This window comes from Nocardia seriolae NBRC 15557 (genome assembly GCF_007990715.1).
GTDB lineage: Bacteria > Actinomycetota > Actinomycetes > Mycobacteriales > Mycobacteriaceae > Nocardia > Nocardia seriolae.
The window spans coordinates 1-25,890 of sequence record NZ_BJWY01000111.1 but is presented as its reverse complement, the minus strand read 5'-3'; the positions used below and the strand labels follow the sequence as shown (position 1 = coordinate 25,890).

Genomic DNA, 25,890 nt, shown 5'->3' with positions numbered 1-25,890 from the left:
AGTATTAGGTCGGCGATTCTGGCGAGTCGGTAGTTCACGGTGTTGCGGTGGACGTGAAGGGTGCGGGCGACCGCGCTTGTGTTGAGCTGGTGGCTGATCAGTGCTTCGAGGGTTTCGGTCAGGAGCGGGTGGTCGGCGAGTGGGGTCAGCACCGCGGCGAGGGTCCGGCGGGCAGGGCCGGCGGCGGCGAGGGCGTATTCGAGGGGGATGTCCTCACTGCGGCAGACGATTTCGGGAGGTGGAGGCAGCGGTCGGTGTCGGCGACGATGCGGGCTTCGCGGTGGGCGGCCGGGATGGCGTCGTGGGCGGGGGCGGCGGCGGTGCCCAGCCATAGTTTCGGATGTGGCTGTGGCCCTTGGTTTGTCGGGTCGTGGATGGTCGCGCCGGTGGTCAGGCGGCGGAGGGGAGGGGGCAGGGGATCGGTGGTGAGGGGGAGTAGGGCGGTCCAGCCGCTGGCGTCGCGGTGCAGCAGGGTGCCCGGTTCCGCGGCGAGGGTTCTGCGGACGGCGGTGAGGGTGCCGGGGGCCGCGTCGCCCAGGCGGATGACGGTTACCAGATATGCTGCGGCGAGCGGGATTTCGGGGTCGTCGCTCGGGGCCCGGCCGCTGAGCAGGGCGTCGGCGATCTCGTGCTGGTGCTCGAGTGGCTCCCAGCGGGGCCGACGGGCGTCGGCCACCAGCGCCTCGGCGATGCGGGCGGTGATCAGCCCCAGGTAGCCGGCCAGGCGGGAGCCGAATTCGGACAGCAGGTGCGGTCCGTGGCGTTCGAGCAGGGGCGTGAGGTGGCTCCACAGGAATCGCGCGCCCTCGCGGTAGTTCCGCAGCGCCTCGGCGACTGACATGCCGTCGTGGATCAGTTCGGTGGCGCGGTCGATCAGAGGGCGGGTCGCCTCCGGTGTCGGTTCGACGCCGTCGGCGAGGTAGTCGAAGAACAGTGTGATGTTGCGCTGGGCGCTGGACACGAAGTCGGCGTCCAGGATGGATTGCGGCAGTTCGTTGAAAGACATTGTGTCCGCGGTGAATTCGCGTATCAAGTGGCTGGCGTGTCGGCGCAGGATGTCCACCAGGGTGCTCTCCGGGGCGAGGGGCCCGGCGGGTGAGCCGAACGATTCGGATGCATGGGCACTCCCTCCGATCTGCGAGGGACGTGACGATCGCACGGTGACCGCGGTCAGGAGTCCCATTGGTGGCATCGATCCGGCGGACGTAAACACTGATCACCTGAGTGACCAGTGTTTACGTCGGCAGTCCGCTCAGGTTCCCTGGATCATGAAATTCGCGATGTCGGAGCTGGCGAGTTCGGGCATGCCGCTGTTCTGCTTCTCGGCGGCGGTCACCACGTCGTAGTGGCGGTAGCCCGGGATGAACTTCGCGTTGTAGGGCACCAATCCGCCCAGACCGGCGTTCTGCACCGGCGAGTCGCCCGAGAACAACGTCAGATTGCGTCTACCGGCGGGGGTGCTCTGCCAGCGATCCCCGTGCAACAGGAAGTTCAGGATGCCGCCCGACCGGTAGGTCATCTTGGCCAGGTCGCCGTCGCGACCGATGCCCATGGCGAAGACCGTGTCGGTGATCAGCCGCAGCGGCGTGTACTCCTCGAAGTATCCGGTGGGCTGCCAGCCGGGGTTCATCGCGTGCGCGAATTGCCGGATGTCGGTCACCTCGTGATCCTGGTCGGTGGCCGGACCACGCCCGAGGATCGGCCCGTCGATGCTCGACGGCGCGACCCCGTCGTAGTTGCGCCAGCCACACAGCTGTTGGTGGTTCGCGGGCGTGTAGTTCTGCCCGTAGCCGACCCGCAGCGGAACGACGAACAGCGTCGGCCCGAGGATCGGGACCGAGGCCAGGCCATTGGGCAGGGGATAGGTCTTGCCCTCGACCGGGCAGTCGTAGAACCCCATCCCGGCCTGCAGCACGTATTCTGCCGAGTTCTGATCGAAGAACATGCCCAGATGCGCGGTGTTGGTGACCCGGAAGTCGTCGGGCACATTCGCGCCGGTGAACAGATCCAGGTAGTCCTTGCCGTAGAACAGCCGCATCCAGGGTTCGGTGCGCAGCTCGCGCGGCACGATGCTCTTGATATCGCTCTCGGCGTCCGGGCGCTGGTCGGCGGCCATGGCGGCGAGGTAGTAGGTGTTCATCACCTCCGAGGCCGCGATCACCGGCAGCTGGGCGACCCCCAGCCCGTTGGTCATCAGCAGGTTCACGCCCTTCTTCAGCACTCCGCCCGCCGCCGACATCACCTGATCGATCACTCCGGTCCCCGACAGGCCGATGGGATCGGTCATGGCGAATCCGTCTTCGGGGATGAGGCCGCCGCCGCACAGATTGAACCCGGCGTAGTCGGCCGCGTTCGGATCACCGGCGAAGTTCCACCCCATCATCGGCCCGGTCAGGAAGGCGCCGAGCGAGTGTCCGCCGCAGAAGCTCTTGGTGCGCCGGGCGGGATCGGGCAGCAGGTGCTCGATGACCGCGCGCCAGTCGTCCAGAGTCAGGGTGAGCCCGTATTCGCCCAGGTAGGCGAGGTCCTGCGGGGTCTGATAGTGATACGTGTGCCCGTCGATCTCCTTCCCGTGGAAGTAGTAGTCGGCCGCGACGTGATAGTCGTCGGCGCGGTGGGCCGCCTCCCACCCGGTCCGGTCCTCGGCGCAGTTGGATCGACGCTGCAAGGCGACGTACTCGACGTGCTTGCCCTTTTCGGCCGCCTTGCGCACCACCTGCGGGCCCTGGATGTTCAAATTCGCCGCGCCGGAATAGGTTCCGGGCTGCACCGTGAGCACCGCGTCGGTGTCCGCGGTATCGGCCGGGCCTCGCTTGGAGTGGTAGCGCACGTAGCCGATCCAGTCGCAGCTCTCCGGGTGCGCCATCGTCGAATGCGGGCTCGGATAGTGCAGTCGCACGTAGCTCGCCTCGACGTCATCGCCCAGGCCCGGATCGCCGGTGATCGGGGTGACGATCTCGCGGTCGGGGACGCCGAGGCGCGCCGGGTCGGCGTGCGCCGCGAGCGGGAGCGCGGTGAGGACGAGCGCCGTCGCGGTGCCGCAGGTCAGGGCGGTGAGCGGGCGGTTCATCCGAGCGTCCGGATGAATCGGGCGAGAATCTCGCCGCTGTAGTCGGGGGTTCCGTCGTTCTGCACGGCGGCGGCTGCGATGGTGTCGACGTGGTTGTAGCCGGGCAGCGACACCACCGTCGCGGCGGCGGGGGCGGGAAGAAGGTCCCCGCGGTGGCCTGCACGCCACTGTCACCGGCCCAGGCGACGTAGTTGGGTTTGGTGCGGCTCATGCCGTGATAGCGCAGCCCGGCCATTTCGCCGCTGCGCGCGCCGCCGTAGCCTGCGCCGATGTCGACGACCACGCGCAGCGGAAAGTAGTTCTCCCAGTACGCATATGGCGATCCCATGGCGAGTTGCCTTGCGGCGTCGTGGATGTCGGCGACCTCGTGCCCGGGCGTGGTGTACGGGACGCCCGCGTGTCGTCGAAGTTGCGCCAGGTATAGAGCGCGGTGCGGTCGGTCGGCGCGACACGTTGCTGCGTACCGGCGGTGAACTTCAGGAAACTACCGAAAAGCGGTAGCTGCGTGAGGGATCCGGGATTGGGGAAGGTCTTCTCCTGCACCGGGCCGCCGCTCAGCGCGCCCACGCCCTGCTGGAACAGGGTGAAGTTCGTGGAGTTGTTGTCGATGAGCACGCCCAGCAGGGCGGCATTGGTGAAGCGGTAGTCGCGGATGGTTCCGGTGCCGTCGCCGCCATTGGTGGCGAACGCGCTCCAGCTCGGCGCGAACAGATAGTTCAGCGCCGTATCCATTTTCAGATCGTGCGGGAGGTGCGCGAGCAACCGGCTCTCGCCGTCGGGATCCAGGTGCGCGGCGAGTCCGGCCAGGCGCAGCAGCATGAACGTCCTGGTGCCCAGTACCGGCACCGGGCCGAAGATGCGCGGCATGATGCCCGCGTGGAATCCGGCCTGCACCACGGTATCCGTCGGGGAGACAATGGCATTGGTGAGATCATGCAGGACCGGGATGTTCTGGATCGCGACCGGATCGGAAGTGATCATCGAGTCCTGGGCGGCGAAGGCGGCGCACTGGTCCGCGCCGGGCCGCCCGTCGAAATCCCAATCGGCGAAGAATCCGGTCACGAGCCCGCCCAGAGAGATTCCGGTGCAGACGAATCGGCGCTGCCGCTGCGCCTGGTCGGGCACCTCGTGCAGCATGATCTCGTACTGGTCGCGGACCACGCGCTCGAGTCCCATCCAGTCGAGTACCGCCAGGGCGGCTGCGGCCATACCCGGGTGAGTCATTGCTCCGGTCAGCAATGCCGAGGTCAGCATCGCGATCGAGCCGCGTCGGCGCAGCGCCGACCGAACCACACTGTTCATGAGGCCGAAGCCTTCCAGTGTCGGGATCAGGCAATCCATTCGCAAATCGCCGATATTGCCCGCCGCCGTTTGGGCAATCGTCGAGCCCCGATTCGTGCGCTACAGGTGGAGCCGGAGGAAGTTGCCGAGTCCACGGCGTCGCCAGTCGATCAGCATCCGGCGTGTGGGAAGCCAGAACGGGTCGAGAACCTGGACGCTGAACCGGGAGGCGCGGGTCAACCCGAAGCGGGCGGGGGCGCGGGTCAGGGCGCGTAGCGGCAGGTCGGGCTGGTAGTGGTGATCCAGGCGGCCGGGTGCCAGGATTTCGGCGATGAGCCTGGACATCTGTTCGGGGGAGCGGGTGATGCCGTGGACGTCCGGGTGCTCGCTTCGCCATTGGTCGGCGGCGTCCTCGGAGGCGAAGAAGCTGTTGTAATCGCACCAGCCGACGACCCGGTACGGCATCTCGCGCAGCGGGTAGCCGAGGTGCACGCGCAGCGTCTTCGGGGCGAAGTCGAGCAGGATTCCGTCCCTACCGACAAGGCGGACAGGCACTTTCGTCTGTCGGCACACCGACTCGACGACCACTTCCGATCCCGGGAACTGCCCGGATATCGCGCACGCCTCGACCGCGCATTCGGCGAACCAGCGCTGTTGCCCGTCGACGCTGATCCGGTAGTGATTGGGGAAGGTGGCGAACGGGCGCGCGTAGACGATCTCGCCCAGCGCGGGCTGCGGATCGGCCAGCGGCTCGTCCTGGAAGACCGGGCTGTCGGCGTGCTCCGCGTCCTGGCGCGCCACACAGATCGCGCCCTCGAGGTCCCGCAGGTCGGCGGACAGTTCCTCGTCGGAGAGCTGGAACTGCGCGCGGAGTTCGGCGATCGTCGGCGCGGTCCCGCTGCGCCGGACCTGGTCCATGATGCGTTGTCGGATGTCGCGGGATCGTGCACCGAGTGCGGCCATCACGAGATTCCTTCCTCGATCGGATCGGGGGTGCTATGGGGTTGGCGAGTCCTCGCGGAAACCCATGCCGCGCATGACCGTTCGCACATGGCTGGCGAAAAGCGCGTCCGGGTCGGAGATCAGCAGGGCGAGGCTGCCGAAGGTCTCCCCGGCGATGAAACCGAGAATCGAAGCCCACGCGTTGATCAGGATTCCGGGCACCGGCGTGCCGGTACCGGTGTCGCCGCCGAGCTGCGGTCCCGGGGACAGTGGCGGGACCAGGGTGGCGTCCGGATCGGCCGCGCCCGCCGCGACGGCATTCAGGTAGGGGGTCGCGACGACGGTCATCAGCCGCCCGGCGGCGGGGCCGGTCTCCGCGGACCGGGCCTGATAGCCGGGAAAGGGGGTGCCGTTGATCAGGGCGAATTCGGCGGGATGCGCCAGGGCCCAACTCCGCGCCCCCTCACACCCGGCCTGCCACCGCAGGGCCGGATGCGACCCGGCGCGCTCCTGCGCGGCTGCCATGGCCTCGGTCAGCGAGTCGTAGGAGTCGACGCACAGCGCGGTGATCAGCGCCGACTGGCTGTCGAAATAGCGGAACAACGCGGCGGGCGACATGCGCATGGCGCGCGCGATGCCGCGCAGCGACAGTCCGCCCGTGCCTTCCGTCGAAAGCTGGCGGCGTGCTTGCTCTTTGATCTCGGCAATGGTCTCGACCCGCCGTTCGGCCCGTCTGGTCGGCGACGCGGGGGCGTCTCGGCTCGCATCGGCCACGTCAGGCCGCTCGGTGGGTTCGGGTGGCGCACGCGCCGACGAACGCCTCGATCGCGGATGCGGTCAGCGCGACCGCGCCGATCGCCGATTTGGCGTACACCGAGGCGCCCTTCGTGGACAGCGCGGAGTATCCGTCCCAGGCGTCGGCCGCGGCGGCGCCGAGCAGAACGGTCCCGAGCGCAGGCGAATTGCTCTGGGCCGCGGTGAGAGTCGCCGCACCGACCAGGAGCTCCCGTGATCCCAGCATCTTGTTGGTGACGCGGAGTTGCGGGCTGTCGACGCCCGGACCGAACGATGCGCGGCCCAGCGTTCCGGGGGCGAACATGTAGCCCAGCCCGAGTGCGATACGCGTGACACCGACCGCCATCGCCACCGTGCCGATCGTGCTCTTCATGGATTCTCCTGTCCGGTAGGGGGTTTCGCGCAACCGATGCGGCTCGCGGTCTGTCACCACTTGACCATTGGCAAGGGCGACAGGGGATGGCTGCGAATTCGGCCGACGCCGAGTTCGGCGAGACGGCGGTGGAAACCCGCGTCCGGGTACCGGTGCGCCACCGCGCGATAGTCCTCGCGGGTCATTCCGAATCGCCGCAGTCCGGCGAAGACGTCGACGGCGTCGGCCCGGCGGAACAGTTCGACCTCCCGCGGGCCGTTCGCGCGGCGGAGCTTGTGGTGGTCGTCGATCATCGAGGTGACCAGCGGGATCAGATCCGCGTGGCCGTTGTCGGCGAGCCACTGCCGGGCGAGCTCGATCGACGGCGGCAGATAGTCGAAGGTGTGTGCGGTCCAGACGCCCAGGTCGTGGAAGACGGCGGCGGTCAGGAACTCCTCGTGCGAGCTCGGCCCAGCGGGGTCACCCGGCCGATGTCCGGCCAGTGCGTCGCAGAACGACAGCACGCGCAGGACGTGATTGGTGTAGGCGGTGCGGTCGGCGCCGAGCTCGGCGGCCCAGGGGTCGAGCCTCTCTGTCACTGTCGTTTCGAGCGGCGATGCCATGCGGCGGCTCCCAGGTAATCATTGATCGCTTAGTGATCAGTGGTCACGTTTGGTTGTATGCCGTCAAGACCGACCCACCTCCCATTGCGGGCAAGAACGGGGAACACCATGAGGATCGGGAACGCCGAGGCGCGCACGATGGTGGCGCAGGAGCGCCGCGAGCTGGCCGACCTGCTGCGCACGCTCACACCCCAGCAGTGGGAGGCTGAATCACTCTGTGCCGGTTGGCGAGTCCGCGACGTGGTCGCCCACCTGCTCTACGATGCGACACCACCGCTGGGGTACGCCGCGGAGATCCTGCGCGCCGGTGGATCACCGGACCGGTTGAACGCGTTGTACATCCGGCGTGGCCACGCACTGGGAGTCGGCGAGCTGCTGACGCGTTTCGAATCCACCGTGGATCTCGGCTTCTTCACCCGTTCCGCGCCACTGATCGCGTTGGCCGACAACATGATTCATCACCAGGACCTGCGCCGCCCGCTGGGGCTCCCGAGACAGATCCCGGCCCGGCGGCTGCTGGCGGTGCTGCGTCATCCCGACCCGTTCCTGCGCCCCGGCCGCACCATGCGCGGACTCCGTTTCCTCGCAACGGATGTGCCGTGGGAACACGGCCGCGGTCCACTGGTGACCGGTACCGCGGAGGCGGTCATCATGGCGATCGCCGGTCGCGCATCCGCTCTCGCCGACCTCACCGGACCCGGTGTCGACCTGCTGCGCGACCGCCACGGCCGGATGTGATCGAGCTGTCGGAGGCGCGGTCCCAGGGGATCTCGAGGGTGGGATCGGGCTCGGTCGCCGTATGCGGGTACCGGTAGAGCTCGGAGAGCAGCGGGCTATCGGCGATCGCAGTCCACGCCTCGTAGATCGGCATTGCCGCCGTTGTCAATTCGGCCGCCGAGGTGGCCGCGCCTCGAGCGCCTCGCGCGCGGATGTGTGCGCGAGGCGTTCCAGCGGCCGGACGAGCAGGGCTGGTGGGAGGGGCCGTCGAGCACGCTGGGAGCGGTACGGGATTCGACGTCGGCAGAGGATTCGCGGCATGGCGGGACGGGCTGTGCTAGTGGGTGTGCGGGTGGGGTGGGATGTAGCCGTCGCCGCCGCCGTGGCCTTTGACGGTGGCGTTGTCGTCGTGGAGCTGATTGTGGCCGCCGCGGCCGTGTCCGTAGCCGCGGTCGCCGCCGCCTCGGGGGTCGGCGTGGCCGCCGCCGTTGTGGTTCGTGGCGTGGGTGGGGCCGATGGGGGGAGCGGCGGCGGCGGGAACCGTGAGCAGCGTGACCGCCCCGATGGTGAGCGATGCGGCGGCAACTCGCGCGGTTATCCGGCGGCGCAGGGTGGAATCGTTGTTCATGGGCTCGGATGTCCTCTCGGTACTAGGGTTTGCTGAGGGATCGTGGAATCGCTCACACAAATCCAACGATCTACGTACGTAGATAGTAGATTGTGGCGAGGTGATGTCGATCACGACTTGTGAGCCTGCGGCGATCGAGTGAAAAATGTTCCTGGACAGGCTGATTCGCGCTAGGATGGTGTGGGACGTGGGTAGGGGCCGGTCACCGCGCGGCGCTGATGCGGCTGACGGTGGTGTTGCTGCTCGTGCCGATGGCGGACTGCGGACTGTTCGGGGGTGAGCGGCACGGGCATTCGGCCCCCGCCGCGGCCGCCACTGTGATCGACCCGGTTCCCGGCTCGGCTCGGGTCGTCGCCGACGGGCATGCGAATCTCTGTGCGCCCCATGCCGTTCACTGCGTGCTGTCGGCCGCCCCGCCCGCCGGTGGCCTCCCGGCGCTTCCGCTGCTGTTCCTCATCGCGGCGCTGATTCTGGTCCTCACGCCCTTGTCCCGGGCCGCGTCGGCGGGCGTTCGCGGACCGCCCCCGGACTTCGTTCCCGTCGTCGGCGGCCGAGAGCTGTTGACGCGCATCTGTATCGCCAGGCGCTGATCGGTCAGCGACAGGCCGACGGGTGGCCCCGCCGGCCGGTGTCCGCTGCCCGCGCACGTCACAGCCGCCGCCGGGTGCGGCGGTCTCGATACAGAAAGCGACAGTCATGGACAAGGTTGTGGTCGACAAGCTCGCCGCGGCAATGACTTCCGCGCCGGAAGCGGCGCGGCACCTGCACGGATTGGTCGGGAACACCCCGGTGCTGTGGGTCGGGGAACCGCTGGCCCCGACCGGGAAGGGCTTCTGGGCGAAGCTGGAGGGCTTCAATCCGGGCGGCATGAAGGACCGGCCCGCGCTGCACATGGTGCACCGGGCGAGGCAGCGCGGCGAGCTTGCGCCCGGCGCTCGGATCGTCGAATCGAGCAGTGGCACTCTAGGTTTGGGGCTGGCGCTGGCCGGTCTCGTCTACCGGCACCCGGTGACGGTGGTGACCGACCCCGGCTTGGAGCCCATCGTGGCGCGCATGCTCGCGGCCTACGGGGCGCGGGTGGATCTGGTCGCGCAGCCGCATCCGGCCGGCGGCTGGCAGCAGGCGCGGCGCGACCGGGTGGCCGAATTGCTGGCGGCCGAACCGGACGCGTGGTGCCCGGACCAGTACAGCAATCCGGACAATGTCGACGGCTACGAATCGCTGGCGCTCGAACTGGTCGAGCAGCTCGGTAGCGTCGACGTGCTGGTGCGCGCGGTCGGCACCGGGGGCCATTCGGCCGGGGTGGCGCGGGTGCTGCGCCGGTTCAACCCGGATCTGAAGCTGATCGGCGTGGATACCGTGGCCTCCACCATCTTCGGCCAGCCCGCCGGGCCGCGCTTGATGCGCGGTCTCGGGTCGAGCATCTACCCCCGCAATGTCGACTATGCCGCGTTCGACGAAATCCATTGGGTGGCAGCGGTGGAATCGGTGTGGGCCTGCCGGGCGCTGGCCGCGACCTACCACGCCAGCGGCGGCTGGAGCGTGGGCGCGGTCGCGCTGGTGGCGGGCTGGGCGACCCGCGTGCACGGCGCGGCGACCCGGATCGCGGCGGTCTTCCCCGATGGGCCGCACCGCTATTTCGACACCGTCTACAACGATGCCTACTGCGAGGAGCACGGCTTGCTTGACGCCGACCCGCCGATCGAGCCCGAGACCATCGCGCATCCGGCCGCGCGGGTGGTGCGCTCGTGGACCCGATGCGAGCGGGTGGCCGACCCGCGCGGGCCGCGGCCGGGGCAGCCGTCGTGACGGTGTTCGCCAAGTTCCGTGGCTTCGATCCGGCGGCCCGGCTGCTGATGATCAACCAGTTCGGCATCAATCTCGGCTTCTACATGCTGATGCCGTATCTGGCCGGATATCTTTCCGGCACTTTGAGTCTGGCGGCGTGGGCGGTCGGACTGGTGCTCGGCGTGCGCAACTTCTCCCAGCAGGGCATGTTCCTGGTCGGTGGCACGCTCGCCGACCGGCTCGGGTACAAGCCGCTGATCGTGGCCGGATGTCTGCTGCGCACAGCGGGTTTCGGAATGCTGGTGGCGGTCGACTCCCTGCCCGGGGTTTTGATCGCCTCGGCGGCGACGGGTTTCGCCGGTGCACTGTTCAATCCGGCGGTGCGGGCCTACCTCGCGGCCGATGCGGGGGAGCGGCGGGTAGAGGCGTTCGCCGTCTTCAACGTCTTCTACCAGGCGGGCATCCTGGCGGGGCCACTGGTGGGATTGGCCTTGCTGGCCTTGGATTTCCGGGTGACGGCGGGTGCGGCGGCAGTGGTCTTCGCGGTGCTCACCGTGGCACAGCTGTTCGCGCTGCCGTCGCGGCGTGCCGCCACCGCCGCCGAGCCGACCTCGGTGCTCGACGATTGGCGCACCGTGGTCTCCAATCGGCGGTTCGTGGTGTTCGCGCTGGCCATGGTCGGCTCGTATGTGCTGTCGTTCCAGGTGTATCTGGCGCTGCCGCTGCAAGCCGACCACATCGCGGGCGACCGCGCGCAGACGGTCACCTCGGCGCTGTTCGTCATCTCCGGCGTGGTGGCGGTGGCCGGGCAGCTGCGCATCACGGCCTGGTTCCGCTCGCGCTGGGGGACCGGGCTCAGCCTGGTGGTGGGCATGAGCCTGCTGGCGGCGTCGTTCCTGCCGCCGGCGATCGTCCCGGAGACGCGGCCCTTCGGGGCCGCCGCGGCGATCACCGCGCTGCTGACGGCGGCCGCGCTGCTGGCCGTCGGCACGGCGGCGGTGTTCCCGTTCGAGATGGACACCGTGGTCTCGCTGTCCGGAAACTGTTTGGTAGCAACACATTACGGGTTCTACAACACTGTGGTCGGGGTGGGCATCCTGATCGGCAATCTGGCCACCGGCGCGGTCGTCGGCGCGGCGCGGGCGGCGGGAATCGGCTGGGCGGTCTGGCTCGGGCTGACGGTCATCGGCGCGGTAGCGGCGTACGGACTGCATCGGCTCGACCGGTCCACTCCGCAGTCCGTGCCCGAAGTGAAGGTCGAACGGGAACTTCTGCCGGCGGCCGGTCGGCACCGGATGCCCACGGACGAAAGGGTATTGGCGGGCTCGAGCCTGATCCCTGCCTCGGAGATCACCGATCGATTCCGCATCCCGTTCGTGGACCCCGACGAGCAGACCATCCCGATCCCTCGCATCTCGGAGCCCGCCCCCGGGTGCCGGCGAACGCCGTCGGGACGGTACTGATCACGCTCCGGGACAGTCGAATCCGTATGATCTCGCAGATGCCGCCGGGCTCCTGGCCCTTCGCCCGGCGGCACCGGCCTGTCCGGAATCGCCGGATCGGTATCGGTGCGGTAACACATGATCAACTGAGCAAGCGAGCGATTGGTTGGGTCTGCTAGGTTGGCAGCCGATTGGCAACCTGTTGGCAATCAAGTGCGTGATCATCCAGCAAAATTGGCGTCGCGGGGAACGGCCGAGGACCTAAGGAAGAGTGTTGTTCAGAGTCGCGGCTAAGGCTGTGGTCTTGGCGTTGAGCATCGTGTCGGCGGGAATGCTCGCCACGCCGGTGTCGGCGCAACCGCTGTTTCCCACAGCGGATCCCGATCCCTTCTACCACGTACCGGAGAACCTGGCGGCCCTGGCGCCGGGCGATGTGGTGCGCACCCGGAAGATCGACACCGGGTTCTACGTCGGTACCGAGGGGCGGCAGGTCGCCTTCCGCAGCACCAACTCCGCGGGGCAGCCGATTCTCGGCGTCACCACGGTGCTGCTGCCCGCCGGGGTGAGGAATCCGCCGCTGGTCTCGTATCAGGCGCTGATCAATTCACTGGGCTCCCAATGCAATCCGTCCCGGTCGCTGTTCAATGGCGAGCTGCATGACGGCCCGGGCGCGATGCTGCCGATCGGGCGCGGCTGGGCGATCTCCATGCCGGATTATCTCGGGCCGAATGTCGCCTACGGCGCGGCCAAGCTCAGCGGCATGGTCACCCGCGACAGCGTGAAGGCCGTCCGCCAGGCGACCGAGCTCGGGCTGTCGAATTCGCCTGTCGCGCTTGCCGGTTACTCCGGCGGCGGCATGGCGACCGCCTGGGCCGCGGCGCTGCAGCCCACCTACGCACCGGATCTGAAGCTGGACGCGGTGGTCGCCGGTGGCATTCCCGCCGACCTCGAGCAGATGGCGCTGTCGCTGGGCTTCGAGCCGCATCCGGGGTTCGGGCTGGCCTTCGCGGCGGCCATGGGCCTGGAGCGGGAATACCCCGACCGGCTGCCGATCCCGGACCAGCTCAATGAGAACGGCCTGTGGTTCCGCGAATTCACCCACGACGCCTGCCGCCGGTTCCTGCTGTTCCACGGCGCGTTCCGCAGCGCCGAGCAGATGGCCGCGTCCAAGAGCCTGATGGACAACCCCGCGGCCCGCACGGTGCTGAAGGAGAACAGCCTGGTCAACCTGCCGGATACGCCGCAGGCCCCGACCTACTTCTGGCAGGGTCGCTACGACACTCTCACCTTCTTCGACCCGGTCGCCCAGGTTGCCGATCGGTACTGCAAAGCCGGTGTGCCGCTGGTCTTCCGGCCCTACGAGGTCGCCGAGCACATGACCACGGCGGTCGCCGGATTCGGCGACGCCTGGAACTACGTGGAATCGCGCTTCCGCGGTGACCCGGCGCCGACCAGCTGCTGAAGAACTGAATACCCTAGTAGGTGGCGTACATCGCGGTCGCGTCGACCGAGGGCAGCACGGTCTGAAAACAGGATTGCTTGGGGGCGATGGCGATTCCGCCGTTCACCAGGGATCCGCCACCTTCTTCCCGGCCTGGGTGAGCCGCAGGGCCGCCACCGCCCCGCCGTAGCCGCTGCCGATGGTCAGGATCGGGACGGTGTCGCCGTCGCCGATCGCCGCCGCCGTGGCCTTGGTCAGCCAGGCCGCCGGACTCAGTGCGAGCGCGCCCAGGGCGGCCCCGGTACCCGCGAGAAATCGTCGCCGCGAAACTGTCCGGCGATCCCCTCCCGAATCGTTCGAGTGCCGAAAACCGCTGCCAGGCATGATGAATCCCTTCGTACCCGCCGATCCCGAGCCGGCGTGCGCGGAACTCTATCGACGGCGCTCGGCCGGGTGAGCGGTTCGAAGCCGTGAATTCGATATGAGAGCCTCGCCCCGATTCCTATGTGCCCGCTGTGAATAATCCGGCGCGGTCCACGACCGCGGAACCGCGGCCTGACGTGTACGCCCTGGAGTTCGAAGGAGGCGGCATGCGGCGCGATTGTGCGGCAGCCCGTAGGCGCCGGGTGGATGTCCGCGGTTTCGATCCGAATATCGCGGCACCGCAGTGGGTTTCGCAAAGGGATGACGATGCCCATGCGGTGCGCGACGCGGAACTGGTCTTCAGTCTCACCACCGGCGCGCGGGCACTGGAGGCGGTGCGGGCCGCCCTGCCCGCCCTGCGTCCCGGCACCCTGTGGGCCGAAGCCAATACCGCGACTCCGGCCCTGAAGCAGGAATTGGCCGGGCTGGTCCGCGGTGTCGGCGGGGTCCTGGTGGACGTGGCGATCATGGCGCCGTCCCCGCGGTGCCCGATGATCACGGAGTACGTAGTGGCCACGGTAGCGCCCGGCCGAAACCCGGAGCGGGCTTCCGGGGACAACGGGGCTCGGATCATCGTCGGCGATCTCGTACTGGACGAGGACAGCCACGAGGTCACCCGCGCCGGGCAACCGGTTCCGCTGGCCGCCACCGAATTCGAGCTGCTGCGGTTGCTCATGCGCAATCCCGAGCGCGTGCTGAGCAAGGCCCGGATCTTGGACCGGGTGTGGGGCTACGACTTCGGAGGCCGCTCCAATATCGTCGAACTGTATGTGTCCTACCTGCGCAAGAAGATCGATCTCGGGCGCGAGCCGATGATCCACACCGTCCGCGGCGCGGGATACGTTCTCAAACCGGCGAATCGGGTCCGCGATCGTCAGTAGTCGAGGGCGTGTTCGGGTTGGCAGACATCCAGGGGCGACGGCAGATAGCGGACGATGGTGTCCAGGACCGCGGCGAGATCCGCACTCCTGGCGGCGGTGTCGCACAGCACGGGCACGACCTCGCCGAGGCGGGTCAGGACGCGGATGCGGTGATGCAGCCGGCCGAGGGGGATTTCGGGGAGGGCGGCCGAATTCGCGGGCGCGGGGTCGAGCACGGTGCGCACCAGCGTGCGGTGCGCCTGTTCGGCGAGTGCCCAATGGCGTTCGGCGGCGGGCGGTTTCAGTGGCCGCATGGAGAGCAGGTCGGCGAGTTCCGCGAACGGGGCGGTGCCGAGGGGGAGTTGCAGGGGCAGGGGGACCGCGCCGCGGGTGTCGGTGATCATGCGGATGCAGCGGTCGAAGCTGGCGGCCGGGTGGCCGAGTTCGATTGCCAGGCACAGGCGTGCGACCTGGTGGTCGTCGGCGACCCGCAGCATGGTCCGGAGACGGGGCGCCGGTGTCGCGGTGGCGTTCACCACCGCGATGAGGCCGTCGGCCACCCGGATCGAGCGCTCCAGATTCGCTATCGGGGTGTCGGTCGACAGCTCGGTGATGCGGACGGTGTGTTCGACGCCGTCGGTCGGCCAGCCGATGGCGGCTCGGACCGGGTTGCCGAAGCGGCGGAGCAGACGGTGTGCCACCCGGGCGGTGTCGTCGGGCGCGCCGATCAGGGTGACGTTGCGGATCGACTGCGGGTCAATGGCTTTGCTGCCCATCGCGGTGTGGTACTCCAGGTCGGCGCGGGGGAGGGGTGGCGTCCTCAATCCGGTTCGACCGTACTCCCGGGCGTGCGTCCGCGGAGCGGAATTCGGCCCCAAAATAGAACGTGTTCCTATACCGTCGGGGCTGTGCAGAAAGAACAACGCCCCGCCGTGGCCGATTGGTTCACTGCGGATGACGGAGTGGCGCGGCTGCAGGGCAGCCGGTGTAAGGATTGCGGGACACCGTATTTCCCGAAGAACACGCTGGCCTGCCGGAATCCGCGGTGCGAGGGGACCGGGGACGGGTCCGAACTGGTCGAATATCTGTTTTCCACGCGTGGCCGGATCTGGTCGTACGCCGACGCCAGGTACAAGCCGCCCGCACCCTATGTCTCGGCCGATCCGTTCGAGCCGTATGTCGTTGCGGCGGTGGAACTCGAGGTCGAGCAGATGGTGATCCTCGGGCAGGTGGTGCGCGGGTACACCGTCGACGACCTGGCCGTGGGCATGCCGGTCGAGCTGGCCGTGGGCACGCTGTACGAGGACGACGAGGCGGAGCACACGGTGTGGATGTGGAGGCCGGTCAATGGCTGACAACGAGCGCGATATCGCCGTCCTCGGCGCGGGCATGCACCCGTGGGGCAAGTGGGGGCGCAACTTCATCGAATACGGACTGGTCGCGGCGCGTGCGGCTCTGGCCGATGCCGGGGTGAACCACCTCGATGTCGGCTACATCGCCGGCGCGGACACCATCCGCAACGGATACCCCGGGTTCGTGGCGGGCGCGACCTTCGCGCAGGCGCTGGGCTGGTCGGGCGCGCGGATCTCGAGCAGCTACGCCGCGTGCGCCTCCGGCGCGCAGGCCATCGCCAACGCACGCGCCCAGATCCTGGCCGGGCTCACCGATGTGGCGCTGGTGATCGGCGCGGACACCACGCCCAAGGGCTTCTTCCAGCCGGTCGGCGGCGAGCGCCGCGACGACCCGGACTGGCTGCGGTTCCATCTGCTCGGCGCGACCAACCCGATCTATTTCGCGCTCTACGCCCGCCGCCGCATGGCCCTGCACGGGGCCACTCTCGACGACTTCGCCGCGGTCAAGGTGAAGAACGCCAGGCACGGCCTGAACAACCCGAATGCGCGCTACCGCAAGGAGGTTTCGGCCGAGGAGATCGCCGCCTCCGCCATCGTCTCCGACCCGCTGCGCCTGCTCGACATCTGCGCCACCAGCGACGGCGGCGCGGCCCTCGTGCTGACCTCCATGGAATACGCCCGCCGCCACGGCATCTCCGATCCGGTCCGCATCAAGGCGCTCTCCACGGTCACCCCGACCTTCCCGAAAACCGTTCTCGACCTCCCCGATTTCGCGACCGACTCCGCGCTGGCCGTCGAACCGCCCCCGCGCACCTTCCGCTCCGCCATCGCCCACGCCGCCTACGAGGAAGCGGGCCTCGGCCCCGACGACCTCTCCTTCGCCGAGGTCTACGACCTGTCCACCGCGCTCGAACTGGATTGGTACGAGGACATCGGCCTGTGTGAGACCGGCGGCGCGGAAGAGCTGTTGCGCAGCGGCGCAACAACTTTGGGCGGCCGGGTCCCGGTCAACCCGCGCGGCGGCCTCGCCTGCTTCGGCGAGGCCATCCCAGCCCAGGCCATCGCCCAGATCTGCGAACTGACCTGGCAGCTCCGCGGCCAGGCCACCGGCCGCCAGGTCGAGAACACCCGCGCGGGCATCGCGGTGAACCAGGGTCTGTTCGGCCACGGTTCGGCAATCATCGCCACCCGCTGAGATCGCCGACCGCATTCCGAGAACCCGGACCCCGGTCCGGGTTTTCTGCTGTCGGGGGCGGGTTCGCAGAGTATTCGCTGATCGGGGTAATGCGTTCGGGGCGTTGGGGAAACGGGGGAGGTGGAGAAACCAAACGGTCCAAAACGCTCATCTGAATATCTAATGTTTCATATGCTCGGGCGCGCGGAGCGGGGGACGACTGCACCCGCTTCGCCACTTGGATAAGAGGACAGCTTTATGAAACGAACCATTCTTGTGGGTGTCGCGGCCTTGGCACTGCTCGGCGCCGGAGGCGGAACGGCATCGGCGGACGCGCTCACCCTGTCGGACGTCGATATCTCCCCGGGTTCCGCCGCGGACCTCGGCAATGCCGTGGGCACCGGATCCGTGGACGTGGGCAGCGCGGCGCTCGTGCTGGGCGGTGCGTTCGGTAGCGGTTACGCCGGTGGGGCGCTCGGCGAGATCCTCAGCAGTCTGTCCGCGCGCTAGCGCGTCGGCCGGGATGCGCGCGCGGCATCCCCTCACCGCGCGCGCATCTCGCCGAGACCTGAGTCTCACATGCGGGTGGCCGGGGATTGTGATATCGCGGGGCTGGATAGCATCGGTGCTCGTACGCATCGAGGAAACCCCGAGGACTTGTGTTGACTACCGACCATCTTGACCGCTGGAACGCTCACGAGGCTGCGGCGGAGGCGATGATTCCCATTATTGGGCAGCTGTATCGTGATAAGGGGGTGACGATTCTGCTGCACAGCCGGTCGCTGGTGAACAAGTCGGTGATCAGCATTCTGCGGACGCATCGGTTCGCGCGGCAGATCGAGGGGGAGGAACTGTCGATCGATGAGACCCTGCCGTTCCTCGAGGTACTGAACTCGCTGGACCTGGGGCCGAGCAAGATCGATCTGGGTCGCCTGGTGATGGCCTACCGCGCCGACGAGCGCGGGCTGTCGGTGCCGGAGTTCACCGCCGACGTGCTGGCCGGCATCACCGACGAGAACAAGGCCGCCGCGCAGGGGCCGCGCGATGTGGTGCTCTACGGCTTCGGGCGGATCGGCCGGCTGGTGGCGCGGCTGCTCATCGAGAAGGTCGGCTCGGGCAACGGACTCAACCTGCGCGCGGTCGTGGTGCGCAAGGGCGGCGAGGAGGACCTGGTCAAGCGGGCCTCGCTGCTGCGGCGGGACTCGGTGCACGGCAAGTTCAACGGCACCATCAAGGTCGACGCCGAGAACTCCACGATCATCGCCAACGGCAACGTGATCAAGTTCATCTACAGCGACTCGCCCGCGGCCATCGACTACACCGAGTACGGCATCAACGACGCCATCCTGATCGACAACACCGGCAAGTGGCGCGACCGCGAGGGCCTCGAGAACCACCTGCGCCCGGGCATCGACAAGGTCGTGCTGACCGCGCCCGGTAAGGGCGACGTGCCGAATATCGTGCACGGCGTCAATCATCGGGAGCTGGATCTGTCGCAGCGGATCTACTCGTGCGCCTCCTGCACCACGAACGCGATCGTGCCGCCGCTCAAGGTGATGGAGGACGAGTTCGGGATCGTGCGCGGGCACGTGGAGACCGTGCACTCTTTCACCAACGACCAGAACCTGCTGGACAACTACCACAAGTCCGATCGCCGCGGCCGGTCCGCGCCGTTCAACCTGGTGCTCACCGAGACCGGCGCGCAGTCCGCGGTGAAGAAGGCCATGCCGGACTTCGCGGCCAAGATCACCGGCAGCTCGATTCGCGTTCCCACGCCGGATGTTTCGGTGGCGATCCTGAACCTCCAGCTCGAGCGCGATACCACCAAGACCGAGGTGCTCGAGTACCTGCGGCAGATGTCGCTGTCGGGGCCGTTGAGCCGCAATCTCGATTTCACCTCGGCCACCGATGTGGTGTCGAGCGACTTCATCGGGTCGCGGGCGGCCTCGATCGTGGATGCCAATGCCACCATCGTCGACGGCGACACCGCGATCCTGTACCTGTGGTACGACAACGAATTCGGCTACTCGTGCCAGGTGGTGCGGACCGTGCAGTACATCTCGGGCATCGAGTACCCGACCTACCCGCAACTGGGTGAGGACGTGCTGGCTGCGGTCGCGGCCGGATAGGTCACGCGGCGAATCCGAGGTAGCTCGGGTGAATCAGAGGTAACTCGAGCGAATACGGGGCAGCGCAAGCGAATCGGGCCCGGGCAGCAGATGCGCCCGGGCCCGTTCCGTTCAGCTGGGCGTCACCGGCTGCCAGCACACCACGCGCGCGGGCTGCGGGGTAACCGTGGCGCCCGCGGGAATCGGGCACTGGCTGGTGTCGGTGGAGCCGTCGAAGCGGCCGCCGATCTGGACCGTGATGCCCGGTCCGCCCTTGGCCGCGCAGTCGACCGGGGTGATCTGGTTGACGTCGGCCTGCATCGAATAGCAGTCGCCCACCTTGACATTGGGGGCGAAGCACAGCGAATGCTTGCCGTCGGTGAGCACGAAATAGCCCGCATCGCGCAGCTTGCCGTCCGGGCAGGTGGCGCCATTGGCGACCGAGGCGGCCAGCTCGTAGACGGCGGCGTGGTCGTCACAGGAGGCCGGCGGGATCTTGCCGATCTGGGCGGCGCGGTAGTCCTTGGCGGTGACGCAGTTGCCGACGGCCAGCTCCGGGGTCTTCGCGGCCGTGGAGCCGCTGCTGCCGTGGGTGATGCTGGTCAGCAGTCCGAGCGCCAGGATCAGGACACCGGCGATGGCGATGAAGGTGCCGCTGTTCTTGGGCAGCCGGGTGCGCAGGACGAGTCCCGCGACCAGCAGGACGACTCCGATTACTGCAATGATCACTGTCTTTCGATTCCTTCCGGTCCGGTGACGGACACGGGCAGGAAAGTACCCCGAGACGGAGACCGGTCGGAGTGTTTTGAAATGAACTCGTTCCTGAAATTTACGTCGGCTACTGGTCGGCCAGCTTGCCCGCCGGGTAGCGCAGGTGGTCGGCGGCGTTCGCCTTGATCCGCCACTTCATCAGATTCACCACCGCCAGGACCGCGGCGACCGCCAGGGCGGTGAGCAGGAAACGCTGGTCGCGGGGGTCGAGCACGGCCAGGACTGCCAGGCCGACCAGGAAGGTGACGATATTGATCATGGCGAAGGCCACCTGCTGATTCGGGTTGAGGGCCTGGCGCTCCTTCGGGGCGAAGCCCGCTGTCATCGGCTGGGGTCGGGACTCCACGGCCACTGCGGTTTCGGTCATTGCGACTCCTCGGATCACGTACTGCGCCACGAACTAGCTGACCGATCCGACGCTAATCACCGAAAACGGCCGCGCTAAGGGACAAACGCCCTCGAAGCGCGGCCGCGTACGGTGCCGATTCCGACCTGCGGCGCCGACTACGACTTGCAGTCGTGCTTGAACGGCAGCCGGGCCGACCAGCGCTGCGAGTTGGGGTCGTAGGCCTGGATGTAGGCGTCGTTGCCGCCGGTGCAGGCGGCGTGGAAGCCGGAGTTCGGATCCCACATGTTGGTCTCGTAGCCGAAGGAGGCGCCCGCGTAGCCATTGTGCTGGCTCGCGTTGACCGTGTAGCTGGCCAGCCGGGTTCCGTTGTTGCGGTTGACGATCAGCGTGACGGTGCCGTTGTTGAAGTGGTCGCCATTGATCTTGAACTGGCTGCCCGCGTCGGACACGGCGGTGCAGACGTCGCCGGTGCACTTGTTGCCCGCGGTGAAGGTGGTCAGCCAGATGTTCAGCGAGGCCTTGCGCGCGGCCGCGGCCGCATTGTCGTCCTTGGCCTGCTGGCGCACCCCGGTGGTCACGCACACCACGTCCCCGTCGTAAGCCTCGCGCCAGACGAACCCGTTCACGCAGGTGTTGGGTCCGTAGGCCCCGCCCCCGGCCTTGCGCGACGCGGCCGCCGCATTGTCGGCCCGTGCCTGATCGCGGGTGCCCGGGCTGACGCAGACATGGTCGGCCGCATTGGCCTCCCGCCACACGTAACCTTCCAAACAGGTGTCGGGCCCGTAGTCGCCGCCGGCATTGGCGACTCCCAGGCTGCCGAGGAATCCGAAACTGGCGGTACCGACGACGGCCGCAGCGAGTGCGGCCCGGACGGCGGTGCGGGCGTGGGTGGCGATCATCGGGGCGAATCCTTCGTATCTGGTGCCGATCGAGTGCACCGAGGATGCGCGCCGCCACTAATGACGAACCAACGAGAAACTCATCGTCGGTTCGGTCTCAGTGGATTCCGTTGTGTGTCAGGGGTGTTCGTTGGCGGTGTCGGTGAGCCAGTTGCGCAGCCAGACGGTGGCGGTGGTGCCGTTGGCGTCGACCACGTAGCGGGGGTAGGACTGGTGCACGCCGGAGGCCAGGAACTGCTGGATCTGGCGCAGCCATTGCTCGGAGGCCGGGTCGTCGGCGGGGGCCGCGAGGATGGATGCCCAGCCGGGCCACAGCGCTTCGCCGAGGATGGATTGGAAGGTCAGGAAGTAGCTGGGGATCTGCAGCGGGTCCTCTGCGGTCAATTGGGTGAGCAGTCCGGCGGAGCGCCCGGCGAGGTCGTCGTTGGGGACCGAGCAGTAGAGATCGCCCGCGGCGCAGAAGGTGCGGACCTTGGGGCTGAGCCAGCCGAAGCCGCCCGCGCGGGCACCGCCGGCGCCGGTGCCGGGGACCTGGGGGCCGACGATGGCGTCGGTGGGGGAGCGGCGGGGGTCGGAGAGCAGGCCGACGGCGGCCACCCGGTCGGGCGGGATGACGCCCAGCCCGGTGCCGATCTCCGAGGCCAGATCGCCCGCGGCGTCGGCGCCCTGGCTGTAGCCGATGAGGGCGAAACGCGTTGCGCCGCAGCGGGCGGCCATGGTGGAGATCAGGCCGCGGGCGGCATTGACGGCATCGTGCTTGGAGCGGCCGTAGACCTCGCCGTCCCAGGGGAAGGCGGTGGCCGGGTAGGCCACGTAGTCGGTGCGCACGCCGCCGGGCAGGCCGCGGGTGAACTGGGACAGCATGCCCTGTTTGGGGTCGTCCTTGGAGGTCTCCCAGGTGCCGGGGACGGCGATGACATTGAGCCCGGGGCAGTCGGCGGGCGCGGCCTCGGCGCGGGGAGCGCCGGTGGCCGTGAGGATTCCGGCCGCGGCCACGACGGCCGCGAGCGCGCCACCCGTCAGTTTGCTGGATCGCACTGTTCGAAAGGACAAGGTCCACACCCCTTGTTCGGATCGTTCGGTCGACTTCGCCACACCGCAGGTTTCATTCGGCGTGCGCGCCCTTCGCGATGCCATCGGGTGGATAACGGTGTGTTTGCCCGATTCGGGGTCGGCACGTCGAGGCGAACATATCAAAGGAACTGATTGGTCTGGCGGTGACTCGAGAAGGAAACGCCGAGACCCGGACAAACCGGATTCATGAACCGGCCGAAGGTTCTTCGACGTGATGCCCGACTCCGCCGCCGGCGCGAATGCTATTGCGCCGGGCGCAGGATCACGACCGGGATTTCGCGCTCGGTCCAGGCTTGATAGGTGGCGAAGTCGGCGTAGGCCGCGACGAGCAGGGGCCAGAGGCGGGCGCGCTGCGCGGGGTCGGCGATCACGGCGTGGACCGGGAACCGGCGGGGGCCGATCTGGATGTGGGTGTCGGGGGCGGCGACGAGGTTGCGGTACCACTGCGGGTGTTTGGGCAGGCCGCCCTGGGAGGCGACCACCACGGTGTCGGGGCCGTCGACGAGGTAGAGCAGCGGGACCGTGTAGACGGTCCCGGTCTTGCGGCCGCGGTGCTCGAGCAGCAGGGTCGGGACGGGTTTGCGGAAGCCGGCTCCGATGCGCCACTTGCCGCCGATCCGGCCGCCGGTGCGGCGGTAGATCCAGACCTGGGCTCTGCCAACGTATTTGAAGACCTTGGGCAGGACCGGCGAATCGAGCTGGGCGGGCCGGGGCGGGATGGTGGTCATGCGTTGTTCCTTTCGCGCGACTCGACCATACAGTGATGGCCATGTGTATGGTCAAGACCGGACGGTAGCCTCGGCACGACTGATCGCGCGTGAAGGGATGGCCCTCCGGTGCGCACGCATGGATGGTCCGGGGCGGCGCCCGCCGATGACGCGGAGGCCGTGCGGCGCATCGTGGCCGCCGCCTGGAGGGCCATCGACCGCTCCGGTGAGGAGTTCAGCATTGCCGAGGTGGCCCGCGATCTCGGTGTCACACGGCAGACGGTGTACCGCTACTTTTCCGGTGCCGAAGCGCTTCTGACGGCGACGGCCATTGCGCAGACGGAACATTTCCTGAATGTGCTGGCGCGACGGCTCGGTGATATCCGGGATCCGGCCACCGCGGTGGTGGAGGGCATCGCCTATACGCTCGAACGACTGCCGGAGGAGAAATATCTCGGGCTGTTACTGGGCCCCGGGCGGGCCAGCGCCTTCTCGGCGGGCGTAACTTCCGATACCGCACGGTCTTTCGGGCGTTCACTCCTGGAACGCTTCTCGGTGGATTGGGCGGCGGCCGGAATCTCCGATGCCGATCTGGATGAACTCGTCGAGCACATGTTGCGGATCGTGCAATCGTTCGTCATCGATCCGGGGCGACCGCCGCGGCGGGGCGCGGAGTTGCGCGGCTATCTCTCGAGATGGGTTGCTCCGGCACTGGGGACGGGTTGCTCGGGCATTGGATAAAACCGCACACTGAAGCCCCGCGCACCCTTTCTGACGTGCGTCGGAGCTGAATTGTGCGACCAAAGGTATGTTTCTTAATTCCTTTGGAGTTCAACGTGTTTCGACTGTGTAAACCCTACCATTGCCGTGGGGACGACAACGGAAGGATCACACCATGTCGTTGATACCCGGCGCCTCTGCTATCGGGCGCGGATTCAATATTCTGGGCACCTACGATGCGAAGTCGCTCACCTGGCAGGTAATCAATCTTGGTCCGGTGAGTTCGACCTGGGAATTCAAGCCGACCGGGAGCACCTATGAAGTGCCCGAGAACGCCCGGCCGGTCGAGTGGACGCACACCACGGGAACGTCCTACGTATACAACACGGTTGAGCAGTTCCAATCGCATTTCTCGCAAAATGCGGGGGTCAAGGCATCCTACGGCGGCTTCAGCGGCCAGTTCGATCTCGCATACAACAAGACCGTAAATACCGACCAGTCATACTATTACGGCGGTTTCGAGGCCGAGTACACCGCATGGGAACTCGCCGTGCAAAATGCCTCGCAGTCGTGGCTGACTCCCGAGTTCCGCGACGATCCCGATGTGAAGAATCTGCCCTCGACCTATACGCCGGAGAATCAAGAACAATTCTTCGCCGTGTTCCGCAAGTGGGGAACACATCTGGTCACCCATGTCGTGGTCGGCGGCAGCCTCGACTACTACGAGGCGGTGCAGACCAGCTACTCGATGAACCAGTCCCAGATCAATGCCAATATCCAGCTCGAGTACAAGGCCGTGTTCACCTCCAGCAAGGCCGAATCCCACACGCAGTGGGAGCAACTCGGCAAGAACTGGTCCAACAGCCGGCTGGGGCGGGTCGTCACCGCCGGCGGCGATCCGCGGTTCGCGATGGACCACCTCAACCCGTCCTACGGCGACAACCACAACATGATGTTCAGCCAGTGGACCGATTCGATCATGGCGTACCCGGGCATCATGCGTTTCATCCTGCGCCCGCTGAGCATCGTGTTCTCCGGTTCGCAGGCCACCGCGGTGTCGAATGCGCTGGACGCCTACGTGAACGGCGCGATCCTGGTCATGGCCGACACCGCCTACACCCCCGGCACCGCCCCCGGCCCCGGCAATGTCTCCACCAACTTCGGCATCATCACCAACGGCAATGTGGCGATCTCCTCGCCGCCGGTCGAACCGCCCCCGCCGCACGTCATCAAGCCCGGCCAGGCCGCCCCGGTAGGCGGCTACCAACTGGCCCTCTACGACCAGAACACCTACGCGCCGTTCATGGTCCACACCTACTACCAAACCTATCTCGGCGGCCACACCCTCAAACCCAACCCCGACATCTACAAGGCCATGATGGCCGATATCGACGCCGTCACCCAGCGCAACTACGTCGCCGCCGTCACCGGTTTCGGCATCGACCTCCAGAACTACCCATCCCCCGAATTCCAGCGCTGGCTATTGAGCGTCGGCGCGAACCTGGAGCAGTGGAAGAAATTCCGCGGCTACACCGATACCGGCGGCTCGGCCTGCTACGTCGTAGTCGGCAAGCAGGGCACAGCCCCCGGCCACGCCATAGAAATGCTCCAGGCCGTCTACTCCCCGAGCAACTGGATGCAAGAGCCCTACCTCTTCAACATGAACCCCTCCGCCCTGGCCCTCACCTACGGCCGCACCGCCCAAAAACGAGCAGGCACCCACAGCTACGGCTCCCTACTCCCCCCGGCAAAGGCCCAGCCAGACCCCAAACCCGCGAAGAAGCACTAACCCCCCGATAACCCCACCCGAACGCACCGGTCGTCCCCACCACGACCGGTGCACGCTCAACGCAAACCGGCGTGCCATCATGCCGATGACCGTTCACCGGGTGCAGCCGATTGCGCGGCGATCTAGGGTGCGCTGATGGCCGAGTGGATCAGTGTGTACTGCCGCGAGCCGATCCTGCTGGATGGCGATGAGATCCGTCGGCGGATCGAAATCGCTGACTTGTGGACCTGGGCCGAAACTCTTTACGACGAAGAGGAACTGGCCGAGGCTGCCGCGGAATCAGTGTTGGCCAACCTTCGGATTCATGCCGATGCGGCCTCCGCCGGACCTGGGCCAGGCCTGATACGTGGCCATCTCGCCGCCGTGCGGCACGTGATCAATATCGAGATGTCGGCTGCGGATTCCACATCCATGGGGGCGGTGCTCGGTGAGATAGTCGCGCTGGAGCTCGCCGCAGCAGGCGACGGGCTCGTCTGGTTCTTCGGTAAGGATTGGGTGTCACCCGAGGATCGCGCTGGAACCGTGTGGACCAGCAGCTAATGCCCGCGAACTCATTCGTCTGGCCAAACGTACTGATCTAGTACT

At 67.6% G+C, this 25,890-nt stretch carries 29 protein-coding genes; 13 read left to right on the top strand and 16 right to left on the bottom strand.

Going from position 1 to position 25,890, the window contains the following annotated elements:
* The 8 genes from NS2_RS38550 to NS2_RS27360 form a co-directional block, all read right to left on the bottom strand.
* A partial coding sequence (locus NS2_RS38550; RefSeq protein WP_186817614.1) for a helix-turn-helix domain-containing protein occupies positions 1-152 on the bottom strand: 152 nt, incomplete at its 3' end.
* Complete coding sequence (locus NS2_RS37915; protein ID WP_486348212.1) at positions 146-1,183, bottom strand: RsbRD N-terminal domain-containing protein; 1,038 nt, start codon at positions 1,181-1,183, stop codon at positions 146-148. The genes NS2_RS38550 and NS2_RS37915, both read right to left, overlap by 7 nt.
* A 69-nt stretch (positions 1,184-1,252) precedes the next feature.
* A complete protein-coding gene (locus NS2_RS27385) occupies positions 1,253-3,070 on the bottom strand; it encodes a hypothetical protein (RefSeq protein ID WP_033090249.1) in 1,818 nt (605 codons plus the stop codon).
* A 207-nt stretch (positions 3,071-3,277) separates the two neighbouring features.
* Positions 3,278-4,372 carry a hypothetical protein gene (locus NS2_RS27380; protein ID WP_183121223.1) on the bottom strand — a complete coding sequence of 365 codons (1,095 nt, stop codon included), beginning with the start codon at positions 4,370-4,372 and terminating at the stop codon, positions 3,278-3,280.
* A 99-nt stretch (positions 4,373-4,471) separates the two neighbouring features.
* A complete protein-coding gene (locus NS2_RS27375; RefSeq protein ID WP_033090247.1) occupies positions 4,472-5,314 on the bottom strand; it encodes an alkylmercury lyase family protein in 843 nt (280 codons plus the stop codon).
* Between the two features lie 33 nt (positions 5,315-5,347).
* Positions 5,348-6,067, bottom strand: coding sequence for a TetR/AcrR family transcriptional regulator (locus NS2_RS27370; RefSeq protein ID WP_033090246.1), 720 nt, complete (start codon positions 6,065-6,067; stop codon positions 5,348-5,350).
* Between the two features lies 1 nt (position 6,068).
* Positions 6,069-6,461: a hypothetical protein gene (locus NS2_RS27365; protein ID WP_033090245.1), complete on the bottom strand. Its 393-nt coding sequence runs from the start codon at positions 6,459-6,461 to the stop codon at positions 6,069-6,071.
* Between the two features lie 53 nt (positions 6,462-6,514).
* The gene (locus tag NS2_RS27360; RefSeq protein WP_106852449.1) at positions 6,515-7,039 is read right to left on the bottom strand and encodes a hypothetical protein; all 525 of its coding nucleotides are present in this window, start codon (positions 7,037-7,039) and stop codon (positions 6,515-6,517) included.
* A gap of 138 nt (positions 7,040-7,177) precedes the next feature.
* Between NS2_RS27360 and NS2_RS27355 the strand changes: the two genes are divergently transcribed.
* On the top strand, positions 7,178-7,801 hold the full coding sequence (locus NS2_RS27355) for a maleylpyruvate isomerase family mycothiol-dependent enzyme (protein ID WP_373867329.1): 624 nt from the start codon (positions 7,178-7,180) through the stop codon (positions 7,799-7,801).
* Positions 7,802-8,117: 316 nt separating this feature from the next.
* Here the strand turns inward: NS2_RS27355 and NS2_RS36340 are convergent, their stop codons facing one another.
* Complete coding sequence (locus tag NS2_RS36340; RefSeq protein WP_033090242.1) at positions 8,118-8,408, bottom strand: hypothetical protein; 291 nt, start codon at positions 8,406-8,408, stop codon at positions 8,118-8,120.
* Positions 8,409-8,626: 218 nt separating this feature from the next.
* Here NS2_RS36340 and lpqS point away from each other — a divergent pair, with 218 nt between their 5' ends.
* From lpqS to NS2_RS27330, 4 genes are all read left to right on the top strand, one after another.
* Positions 8,627-8,998 (top strand): putative copper homeostasis (lipo)protein LpqS, encoded by a 372-nt coding sequence (gene lpqS, locus NS2_RS27345; RefSeq protein WP_033090241.1) that lies wholly within the window; start codon positions 8,627-8,629, stop codon positions 8,996-8,998.
* A 106-nt stretch (positions 8,999-9,104) separates the two neighbouring features.
* The gene (locus tag NS2_RS27340; RefSeq protein ID WP_033090240.1) at positions 9,105-10,217 is read left to right on the top strand and encodes a PLP-dependent cysteine synthase family protein; all 1,113 of its coding nucleotides are present in this window, start codon (positions 9,105-9,107) and stop codon (positions 10,215-10,217) included.
* The gene (locus NS2_RS27335; RefSeq protein ID WP_155239313.1) at positions 10,166-11,659 is read left to right on the top strand and encodes an MFS transporter; all 1,494 of its coding nucleotides are present in this window, start codon (positions 10,166-10,168) and stop codon (positions 11,657-11,659) included. Before NS2_RS27340 ends, NS2_RS27335 begins: the two co-directional genes overlap by 52 nt.
* A 310-nt stretch (positions 11,660-11,969) precedes the next feature.
* Entirely contained in the window at positions 11,970-13,100 is a 1,131-nt protein-coding gene (locus tag NS2_RS27330) for a lipase family protein (RefSeq protein ID WP_052086882.1), read from the top strand.
* A 102-nt stretch (positions 13,101-13,202) separates the two neighbouring features.
* On the opposite strand, the gene NS2_RS27325 is transcribed toward NS2_RS27330, so the two are convergent.
* Positions 13,203-13,463 carry a twin-arginine translocation signal domain-containing protein gene (locus NS2_RS27325; protein ID WP_033090238.1) on the bottom strand — a complete coding sequence of 87 codons (261 nt, stop codon included), beginning with the start codon at positions 13,461-13,463 and terminating at the stop codon, positions 13,203-13,205.
* A 206-nt stretch (positions 13,464-13,669) separates the two neighbouring features.
* On the opposite strand from NS2_RS27325, the gene NS2_RS38545 reads away from it, so the two are divergent.
* The gene (locus NS2_RS38545) at positions 13,670-14,383 is read left to right on the top strand and encodes a winged helix-turn-helix domain-containing protein (protein WP_370737317.1); all 714 of its coding nucleotides are present in this window, start codon (positions 13,670-13,672) and stop codon (positions 14,381-14,383) included.
* On the opposite strand, the gene NS2_RS27315 is transcribed toward NS2_RS38545, so the two are convergent.
* Positions 14,377-15,186: a translation factor GTPase family protein gene (locus NS2_RS27315; RefSeq protein WP_228102696.1), complete on the bottom strand. Its 810-nt coding sequence runs from the start codon at positions 15,184-15,186 to the stop codon at positions 14,377-14,379. The two genes, NS2_RS38545 and NS2_RS27315, sit on opposite strands and share 7 nt — an antisense overlap.
* An 84-nt stretch (positions 15,187-15,270) precedes the next feature.
* Between NS2_RS27315 and NS2_RS27310 the strand changes: the two genes are divergently transcribed.
* The 4 genes from NS2_RS27310 (at position 15,271) to NS2_RS27295 (ending at position 19,017) form a co-directional block, all read left to right on the top strand.
* Positions 15,271-15,717, top strand: a complete 447-nt coding sequence (locus tag NS2_RS27310) for a Zn-ribbon domain-containing OB-fold protein (RefSeq protein WP_370737318.1) — start codon at positions 15,271-15,273, stop codon at positions 15,715-15,717.
* The gene (locus tag NS2_RS27305; protein WP_036548233.1) at positions 15,710-16,909 is read left to right on the top strand and encodes a lipid-transfer protein; all 1,200 of its coding nucleotides are present in this window, start codon (positions 15,710-15,712) and stop codon (positions 16,907-16,909) included. The genes NS2_RS27310 and NS2_RS27305 overlap by 8 nt, the downstream gene beginning before the upstream one ends.
* 237 nt (positions 16,910-17,146) lie before the next feature.
* Entirely contained in the window at positions 17,147-17,398 is a 252-nt protein-coding gene (locus NS2_RS27300) for a hypothetical protein (RefSeq protein WP_033090234.1), read from the top strand.
* Between the two features lie 152 nt (positions 17,399-17,550).
* Positions 17,551-19,017 carry a glyceraldehyde-3-phosphate dehydrogenase gene (locus NS2_RS27295; RefSeq protein ID WP_036548249.1) on the top strand — a complete coding sequence of 489 codons (1,467 nt, stop codon included), beginning with the start codon at positions 17,551-17,553 and terminating at the stop codon, positions 19,015-19,017.
* 111 nt (positions 19,018-19,128) lie between these two features.
* On the opposite strand, the gene NS2_RS27290 is transcribed toward NS2_RS27295, so the two are convergent.
* From NS2_RS27290 to NS2_RS27270, 5 genes are all read right to left on the bottom strand, one after another.
* Positions 19,129-19,725: a hypothetical protein gene (locus NS2_RS27290; RefSeq protein WP_052086881.1), complete on the bottom strand. Its 597-nt coding sequence runs from the start codon at positions 19,723-19,725 to the stop codon at positions 19,129-19,131.
* Positions 19,726-19,834: 109 nt separating this feature from the next.
* The gene (locus NS2_RS27285) at positions 19,835-20,134 is read right to left on the bottom strand and encodes a hypothetical protein (protein WP_033090233.1); all 300 of its coding nucleotides are present in this window, start codon (positions 20,132-20,134) and stop codon (positions 19,835-19,837) included.
* 137 nt (positions 20,135-20,271) lie between these two features.
* A complete protein-coding gene (locus NS2_RS36335) occupies positions 20,272-21,015 on the bottom strand; it encodes a hypothetical protein (protein WP_177327167.1) in 744 nt (247 codons plus the stop codon).
* Between the two features lie 117 nt (positions 21,016-21,132).
* Positions 21,133-22,053 (bottom strand): cutinase family protein, encoded by a 921-nt coding sequence (locus NS2_RS27275; RefSeq protein ID WP_261772317.1) that lies wholly within the window; start codon positions 22,051-22,053, stop codon positions 21,133-21,135.
* A gap of 278 nt (positions 22,054-22,331) precedes the next feature.
* The gene (locus NS2_RS27270) at positions 22,332-22,817 is read right to left on the bottom strand and encodes a nitroreductase family deazaflavin-dependent oxidoreductase (RefSeq protein ID WP_033090232.1); all 486 of its coding nucleotides are present in this window, start codon (positions 22,815-22,817) and stop codon (positions 22,332-22,334) included.
* Between the two features lie 108 nt (positions 22,818-22,925).
* Here NS2_RS27270 and NS2_RS27265 point away from each other — a divergent pair, with 108 nt between their 5' ends.
* The 3 genes from NS2_RS27265 (at position 22,926) to NS2_RS27255 (ending at position 25,845) form a co-directional block, all read left to right on the top strand.
* Positions 22,926-23,537, top strand: coding sequence for a TetR/AcrR family transcriptional regulator (locus NS2_RS27265; RefSeq protein ID WP_033090231.1), 612 nt, complete (start codon positions 22,926-22,928; stop codon positions 23,535-23,537).
* Positions 23,538-23,691: 154 nt separating this feature from the next.
* Positions 23,692-25,305, top strand: coding sequence for an MAC/perforin domain-containing protein (locus NS2_RS27260; RefSeq protein WP_147207328.1), 1,614 nt, complete (start codon positions 23,692-23,694; stop codon positions 25,303-25,305).
* Positions 25,306-25,440: 135 nt separating this feature from the next.
* Positions 25,441-25,845, top strand: a complete 405-nt coding sequence (locus NS2_RS27255; RefSeq protein WP_147207327.1) for a hypothetical protein — start codon at positions 25,441-25,443, stop codon at positions 25,843-25,845.
* The last annotated feature ends 45 nt before the right edge of the window (positions 25,846-25,890 follow it).

Excerpts from the sequence above, each read along its gene's own strand:
- NS2_RS27300 (WP_033090234.1), top strand. The coding sequence starts at position 17,147 with ATGAAACGAACCATTCTTGTGGGTGTCGCGGCCTTGGCACTGCTCGGC.
- NS2_RS27330 (WP_052086882.1), top strand. The coding sequence starts at position 11,970 with ATGCTCGCCACGCCGGTGTCGGCGCAACCGCTGTTTCCCACAGCGGAT.
- NS2_RS27365 (WP_033090245.1), bottom strand. The coding sequence starts at position 6,461 with ATGAAGAGCACGATCGGCACGGTGGCGATGGCGGTCGGTGTCACGCGT.
- NS2_RS27340 (WP_033090240.1), top strand. The coding sequence starts at position 9,105 with ATGGACAAGGTTGTGGTCGACAAGCTCGCCGCGGCAATGACTTCCGCG.
- NS2_RS27260 (WP_147207328.1), top strand. The coding sequence starts at position 23,692 with ATGTCGTTGATACCCGGCGCCTCTGCTATCGGGCGCGGATTCAATATT.
- NS2_RS27375 (WP_033090247.1), bottom strand. The coding sequence starts at position 5,314 with ATGGCCGCACTCGGTGCACGATCCCGCGACATCCGACAACGCATCATG.
- NS2_RS36335 (WP_177327167.1), bottom strand. The coding sequence starts at position 21,015 with ATGATCGCCACCCACGCCCGCACCGCCGTCCGGGCCGCACTCGCTGCG.
- NS2_RS27335 (WP_155239313.1), top strand. The coding sequence starts at position 10,166 with ATGCGAGCGGGTGGCCGACCCGCGCGGGCCGCGGCCGGGGCAGCCGTC.
- NS2_RS27380 (WP_183121223.1), bottom strand. The coding sequence starts at position 4,372 with ATGAACAGTGTGGTTCGGTCGGCGCTGCGCCGACGCGGCTCGATCGCG.
- NS2_RS36340 (WP_033090242.1), bottom strand. The coding sequence starts at position 8,408 with ATGAACAACGATTCCACCCTGCGCCGCCGGATAACCGCGCGAGTTGCC.
- lpqS (WP_033090241.1), top strand. The coding sequence starts at position 8,627 with ATGCGGCTGACGGTGGTGTTGCTGCTCGTGCCGATGGCGGACTGCGGA.
- NS2_RS27325 (WP_033090238.1), bottom strand. The coding sequence starts at position 13,463 with ATGCCTGGCAGCGGTTTTCGGCACTCGAACGATTCGGGAGGGGATCGC.
- NS2_RS27255 (WP_147207327.1), top strand. The coding sequence starts at position 25,441 with ATGGCCGAGTGGATCAGTGTGTACTGCCGCGAGCCGATCCTGCTGGAT.
- NS2_RS37915 (WP_486348212.1), bottom strand. The coding sequence starts at position 1,183 with ATGGGACTCCTGACCGCGGTCACCGTGCGATCGTCACGTCCCTCGCAG.
- NS2_RS27285 (WP_033090233.1), bottom strand. The coding sequence starts at position 20,134 with ATGACCGAAACCGCAGTGGCCGTGGAGTCCCGACCCCAGCCGATGACA.
- NS2_RS27270 (WP_033090232.1), bottom strand. The coding sequence starts at position 22,817 with ATGACCACCATCCCGCCCCGGCCCGCCCAGCTCGATTCGCCGGTCCTG.
- NS2_RS38545 (WP_370737317.1), top strand. The coding sequence starts at position 13,670 with ATGCGGCGCGATTGTGCGGCAGCCCGTAGGCGCCGGGTGGATGTCCGC.
- NS2_RS27305 (WP_036548233.1), top strand. The coding sequence starts at position 15,710 with ATGGCTGACAACGAGCGCGATATCGCCGTCCTCGGCGCGGGCATGCAC.
- NS2_RS27385 (WP_033090249.1), bottom strand. The coding sequence starts at position 3,070 with ATGAACCGCCCGCTCACCGCCCTGACCTGCGGCACCGCGACGGCGCTC.